Below are 6,094 nucleotides of genomic sequence, written 5' to 3' on the forward strand. Positions count from 1 at the left end.
AAATTTCTGAACTTAAGGACGGCACCCAGTTTACTTAATCCATAAAGGCAGGTCTTCTGACTTCCGGATCTTCCTACTTTCCACGCCTTCCCGTCCGCCTCAAAGCGGACAGTGGCTCTTGCGGATTTCGTCCCCGGATACAGCGGCGGGACCGTGACGGCCTTGAACCGTCTTCCCGTTTAAACCGGTCTTGATACCTTTATGTCAGGATAATTTATCTAACAGGTCCCTTGGAGTCAATAGAAAAAAACAAGCCTCATAATGGAAGAGAAGAAAGTTCAGCCAGGCGCACAATTAAGTTTAAGAAAGATTCCCCCCGGCGGATCTAAATCCTTCTTGATTTCCACAGGCTGCATTCAACACTCTTTGTAATATTTCTTGACAAGGGTAATTTATCCGGATAAATTACCCTTGTCATGAAAATTAAAAAGAGACTTTTTGACCTCAAATTGCCGCCCGGGAAATCCGCTTTTCTCTGGGGCCCCCGCAAAGTCGGGAAAACCTATTGGATCTCCCATAATCTGCCCGGCGTCGAGATCATCGATTTACTAAAAACCGACGTTTTAGCGGAATACATCACCCGCCCGGCCCTTTTGCGGGAACGCTATCTGAATCACAAAGGTCTCATAGTTATAGACGAAGTTCAAAAAATACCGGCCATCCTGGATGAAGTCCATTGGCTTATTGAAAATAAAAATTTATCGTTTTTATTAACCGGCTCCAGCGCCCGTAAATTACGTCGGGGACATGCCAACTTATTGGGCGGCCGGGCCTGGCGCCGGACCATGCCCCCCCTTTCCTCTATGGAAGTAACCGGTTTTAATCTGGAGCGCATTATGGTTTCCGGGCTGCTCCCGCCCCACTTTCTCTCACCCAATCCTATTGAAGACTTACGCTCTTACGTGGCCGATTATCTTAAAGAGGAAATCATCGCCGAGGCCATCACACAAAACATCCCTGCTTTTAACGAATTTCTAAGGGTGGCGGCCATCACTTCCAGCGAGTTGATAAATTACGTGAACATCGGACGGGAAACAGGGGTTTCGCATAAGGTGGTCCGTACTTATTTTGATATTCTTGAAGATACTTATCTGGGTTTTAGAGTTTCGCCCTGGAAGAAGTCAAAAACCAGGCGTATGATCACCACTGAAAAATTTTATTTATTCGATGTGGGTATCGCCAATTATCTGGCCAGACACCAACCTAAAATCGGAAGCCCGGATTTCGGCAAGGCTTTCGAGCATTATATTTTAATGGAATTAAAGGCCTATCAGGCCTACCGCAATCCCGAAATGGCCATAACCTTCTGGCGAACATCCACCGGCCGCGAAGTGGACTTCATTCTTGATGACAAGGCCCTGGCACTTGAAGTAAAAGGCTCTTTCCGCCTTCATGAAAGCGATATCGGTTCTTTGCAGGCCCTCTTGGAAGATGGGCCGGTAAAAAAATGCTGTCTGGTTTGTCTGGAAAAACAGCCGCGCCAATTAACAAAGAATATTGAAGCGATCCCCTGGCCAATGTTTATCGAACGCTTATGGAACGGCGAATTTGCATAAAAATTATGGACCATGCGGTAAGGAAGAAATAAACGAATATATAGCACTTAATAAAACGGCTTTCCGAGGCGGCCTGAACTCAGTTACAGAAGCACGATCCAATAAAGCCCTGTGAAACTAATTTCCGGAGGAAAAACATGATTACCGCCATCGTTTTGTCTTCGGTTTCTACCGTTGTCCGAAGCGTTTGCTGGTTTCCTGGCGAGGAGACCAAGGGTCCGGTTCCCTTTCGCTCAGGGACTGAATATTTGGGAGAATCAAATGACTTTAGTTGTAAGTGAAATTTCTCGGCATGGTGTTGTAATGATCGGCGATTCGGCTATAACATATTCGGATGCATATGGGTCCCCTGTAGATGCAATAGAAGGTGCTGCAAAGGTACAATATTCTGAAAAGGCGAATATTGGTTTTGCTATCTGGGGTAATGGAATAATTCAGGGACAGCAAATAGATGCGTGGCTTAAAGATTTTATTGACTCCAGCATTGTTGAAAATGAGGAGTTAGAATCTGTTGGTCAAAGGCTTACCGCAAGACTTAGAATCGAATTAGAAAAAGAAAATAGACCTTGGTATCAGTTGGTTTTCGGCATTCATTTAGCCGGATACAAAGAAGACCTTCCTCGACTCTGGCATATCCATTGTGGTCATCATAACGAAACGCCCCATGAACCAAGGTTATACCACGACTACCCCGAGGACCAGAAGTGGCCTGAAGATTATTATCGTGCCCTTTTTTTCCCACCAGGGAGTGAAGCAACCGCCAAAGTGCATTTAAGGAATGGTTATACTCCACATTATGCGTTGTTATTCAAATCAATTGATGAATATGTAAACAACCTTCGCGAAAATTTAGGAATAGACCTACCGCGCAATTCTCTTGAAGGGCAACTACATTTTCACAAACTTCTTGTTAGATTCGTGGCGGGTGCACTAGTTGCCGCAGGAGAACATCCTGGAGTAAATGATAAATTGTCGTCAATATCATTTAACCGAAGCGGACTGATATCCGATGACCGTTTCCCAACCATTGATTGGCTTAACACTGCCCCAAGCTCACTTAAATCAATCACCCGAATCTGGTTATGATATTGAGGCTATCGAATTGTGAAATAACAACTAATGCCCCTAATAACGGCATTGAGAGCGACGGAAAATGCCGCCCCACTTTATGCCGAGAGTTCGGCACTAAGAGATTAAAGGGGCACACAACATCTCCGGTCATCTCCCGGCCCGTTATGCTCCAATAATAGAGCATACCAAAGGAGAAAGTAATCTATAGCAATATTAAAAAAACTATATGGAGATGACGTCAAAAAAGAATTCCGCATATTCAGATTGAAATGCTGCCTATGCGGAGAATAACTGAAGCTTTCTCGGATGAAGTTTACAGAATACGGAAATGTTCTTGATTGGTTGACCATTATACAGACATTGATTTAGCACGAGGGACGGTCCATAACATGTATGCCGTTATAGAAAAGAATCAGATTGAAATATCGGTCGCCGAATTCTACGACATGGCCTGGTATGACAAGAATCGATTTCTGGAAGGAAAAGAGAAATACGTGATCGATTATGGAAGCCTGGAGGTGGATGTCCACAGGAATGGCAAGAAGTACCTGACCGGCTTTGTCATTGATCCTCGGGAGTTCATTGTTGATTACCTGTGGAATCAGTACAAGAAACGGCTCCCGGTTCCCAGGAGTATTCAGGGTGTCTCCGTAGACACCGGACCAAAGGTGGAAATCTTGAGTGTGGATTTCCTGAAGGCCCGCTCCTTTGTCGTGGACGGGATGGAAAAGGATCTGATCTTCCCCCAGTTCTGCCGGCGAAGGGGAGAAACGGTGATCCAGGGTTTTGAGGTCCTTTCTATGTTCTCGATCTTCAGGTATCTCGTCCGCAGATTCAAGTACAAAGGGACCCCCCTGATTCGGTGTGGAGATACAGTTTACGACTTCGAAGGCAAACGCCGGTCGAAGATCAGGCTTGGAAAGAAGAAAGGGTAATCTAACTATGGGAGGAGCGGGCGAACTGGCGCATTGCCGGAGCCGGGTGCGGCATACACTGGCCAGACCTTGATGAGGATCTCACCACCCAGGGTCTCTTGCGGGGGGCACCTGCTCCTCGTGGAAGAGCAAAAGCAGCATAAAGAAGAGGCAACTGCTCTTGGAACCTTTGACACAAGGAGGGGGCATTGAAAAGGTCGGCCAAGGATATTAAGATGTTTTTTTAGGCGACTTCTTCCCATAAGGAACCCCCAATTGGTTCATCCGGTTTCTGAGAGTGCTGGGATTGATTCCGAGTACTTCGGCTGCTCCCCCTTTCCCATGCACCTTCCCGCGGGTCTTCTCAAGGACCCGGCGAATGTGTAGGGAGACCACTTCATCGAGCTGCCGGGGTTGATCCTCTGGTCCTACAGGATGGGATTGCCTGGAATCCGGTTTGAGCACCAACAGATCTTCAAAAGTTAATGGTTCCCCCCTGGTTAAAATCAAGGCCCGTTCAATCACATTTTCCAGTTCCCTGACATTTCCCGGCCATGGATAAGCTATCAATTGGTCTATGACCCCGCGCCCCAGGGAAGGGGGTGCCGGAATCCTCAACTCCCGGGATTTTCGCTCGATAAAATGATAGATTAAAGCCGGGATATCCTCTTTCCTCTCCCGCAGGGGCAAGACCTGGATGGGAAAGACATTAAGGCGAAACCATAAATCCTCACGGAATTGCTTTGCCTTTACCATTTCATCCAGGTTTCGGTTGGTCGCCGCAATCAGCCTGATGTCCACCGGGATGGTTGTTGTCCCTCCCACCCTCTCGATTTCTTTATATTGCAATACCCGCAGCATCCTGATCTGAGCCTGGGGCGGCAGTTCCCCGATCTCATCCAGAAAAATAGTCCCCTCATGGGCCCGTTCAAAACGCCCCCGCTTCTGTGACAGGGCGCCGGTAAAAGCCCCCTTTTCGTGTCCAAAGAGTTCGCTGTCCAAAAGGCTTTCCGGAATGGCCCCGCAATTCACCTTGACAAAAGGACCGTCTTTTCGCGGAGAGGAATAATGGATGGCATTGGCAATGACATCCTTACCGACCCCAGTCTCCCCTAAAACCAATACCGGGCTTCCAAGAGGGGCGACCTGTCGGACCAGTTCCATGACCCCTTTCAGGCCGAAATCCGCACCGATTATCTGATCACCGGAGAGGTGCAGCAGTTCGCGATGGAGATAGCGGTTGTCGTCGGCTAACAAATCTTTCAATTTCAGGATTTCCTGGTGTTTGAGGGTATTGGACAGGGCCATGGCGAAGGGTTCATTCAAGAGGGAAAACAAACGGGCCTGCTCCTCCGAAAACCGATCCCGGCCTTCGGCCAGCAAGACGAGGACCCCCAACTTTTTGCCCTCCACTTCCAGTAGCCGGATCAGAGCTGAAGTATCCGGTCGGCCGTAAACCTTCAGCATATAGTGAAAGCCGGCTTCCATCTCGGGCTGATTGAGAATCCGCATCCCTGGGTATTCCTTATCCGGTTGGGGCCTGACCTCCTTGGGAAGGGGAGTAATACGGTCCATTTTTCTGCCTTCCAGGGCCGTGGCTCCGGCGATGGTGTGCATGGCTCCGAGCCCGCTTTCATATAAATGCAGATACATTTCATCTGATGGGATGATATCTTTGAGAAACTGCATACACCGCCACATGGCGATCTCGATATCCAGGCTGCTGCAGATCCGCATGGTGGCCTGGCGATAAAAATTATTTTCATCCATGTCCATAAAAGGCCCCTGTTGCTCGTCACTGGTTACTCGTTTCTCGTTTTGACGAGCAACCAGCAATCAGCAACGAGATGCCGTAATTCGTGAAATTGTTAATGTTAGAGATAAATCCTTAGACGGTTATTTGTAAAGTGTAAAATTTGATATTGTCTTATTCGGCAATTTTAAATCTTATTGCCAAATAAGACAATTAACTTTGTCAATATTGGCCATTAAATAGGCCTTAAAATTTTAACCAATTAATATTTTTAGGTAATCAGGTTGGCAGGGTTTTCGCAATGGAAGAAATAAAACGAAACATATCAGTTTAGCTTTTTGAAAAAACGTCGACAACCTCTCCGTCATTCCGGTGAAAACCGGAATCCAGGTTCTTTTCGTCTCAGCATAACACCTGGATTCCGGTTTTCACCGGAATGACGTGTGCGAAAGTCAGGATTTTCAAACAAAAGTTTCAAGTTTTTCAAAGGGCTAAATTGTTACAACGAAACGACTGAGGATGCAGGATGAAATGGTTAGAGATTATAAAATTGAGATCCGTCCGGGAAAATCCCGAGGAGTTGGATGAATTCTTGCGGTCCCTGGACCAGGTTAGTCAAGAGGGGCCGATAGAAATAAAGATTTATCGCCATGCCGCCATAGAAACGGATTTGAGCCTTCATCTGCTTTGGGAGGCAAACCAGCCGGAAAAAAATGGAAGTGCCCTCGGTCTTCGTCTGGCCCAGGTCTTAAAGGATTTTGGACTCATCGATCACTCCCTTTGGTTAGAACAAGAAAAAA

General features: G+C 47.0%; 6 protein-coding genes and 1 riboswitch. Of the genes, 5 read left to right on the plus strand and 1 reads right to left on the minus strand.

The annotated features are described in order from the left end of the window. Positions 1 to 28 precede the first annotated feature (28 nt). Positions 29 to 216: riboswitch (cobalamin riboswitch) on the minus strand. Positions 217 to 416: 200 nt separating this feature from the next. From HY879_05500 to HY879_05515, 4 genes are all read left to right on the plus strand, one after another. After that, the gene (locus HY879_05500; protein ID MBI5602792.1) at positions 417 to 1,556 is read left to right on the plus strand and encodes an ATP-binding protein; all 1,140 of its coding nucleotides are present in this window, start codon (positions 417 to 419) and stop codon (positions 1,554 to 1,556) included. A gap of 261 nt (positions 1,557 to 1,817) precedes the next feature. After that, on the plus strand, positions 1,818 to 2,642 hold the full coding sequence (locus HY879_05505; protein MBI5602793.1) for a hypothetical protein: 825 nt from the start codon (positions 1,818 to 1,820) through the stop codon (positions 2,640 to 2,642). Positions 2,643 to 2,965: 323 nt separating this feature from the next. After that, a complete protein-coding gene (locus HY879_05510; GenBank protein ID MBI5602794.1) occupies positions 2,966 to 3,562 on the plus strand; it encodes a hypothetical protein in 597 nt (198 codons plus the stop codon). A 32-nt stretch (positions 3,563 to 3,594) separates the two neighbouring features. Continuing rightward, the gene (locus HY879_05515; GenBank protein MBI5602795.1) at positions 3,595 to 3,705 is read left to right on the plus strand and encodes a DUF2442 domain-containing protein; all 111 of its coding nucleotides are present in this window, start codon (positions 3,595 to 3,597) and stop codon (positions 3,703 to 3,705) included. Positions 3,706 to 3,772: 67 nt separating this feature from the next. Here HY879_05515 and HY879_05520 read toward each other — a convergent pair whose 3' ends face one another. Further along, positions 3,773 to 5,317: a sigma 54-interacting transcriptional regulator gene (locus tag HY879_05520; GenBank protein MBI5602796.1), complete on the minus strand. Its 1,545-nt coding sequence runs from the start codon at positions 5,315 to 5,317 to the stop codon at positions 3,773 to 3,775. 503 nt (positions 5,318 to 5,820) lie between these two features. Here HY879_05520 and HY879_05525 point away from each other — a divergent pair. Then, the coding region (locus HY879_05525) for a hypothetical protein (GenBank protein ID MBI5602797.1) at positions 5,821 to 6,094 on the plus strand (274 nt) is incomplete at its 3' end.

The sequence above is a fragment of the Deltaproteobacteria bacterium genome (assembly GCA_016219225.1).
GTDB lineage: Bacteria > Desulfobacterota > RBG-13-43-22 > RBG-13-43-22 > RBG-13-43-22 > RBG-13-43-22.

Coding starts and splice junctions, on each gene's coding strand:
- HY879_05520 (MBI5602796.1), bottom strand. CDS start 5,317: ATGGACATGGATGAAAATAATTTTTATCGCCAGGCCACCATGCGGATC.
- HY879_05505 (MBI5602793.1), top strand. CDS start 1,818: ATGACTTTAGTTGTAAGTGAAATTTCTCGGCATGGTGTTGTAATGATC.
- HY879_05500 (MBI5602792.1), top strand. CDS start 417: ATGAAAATTAAAAAGAGACTTTTTGACCTCAAATTGCCGCCCGGGAAA.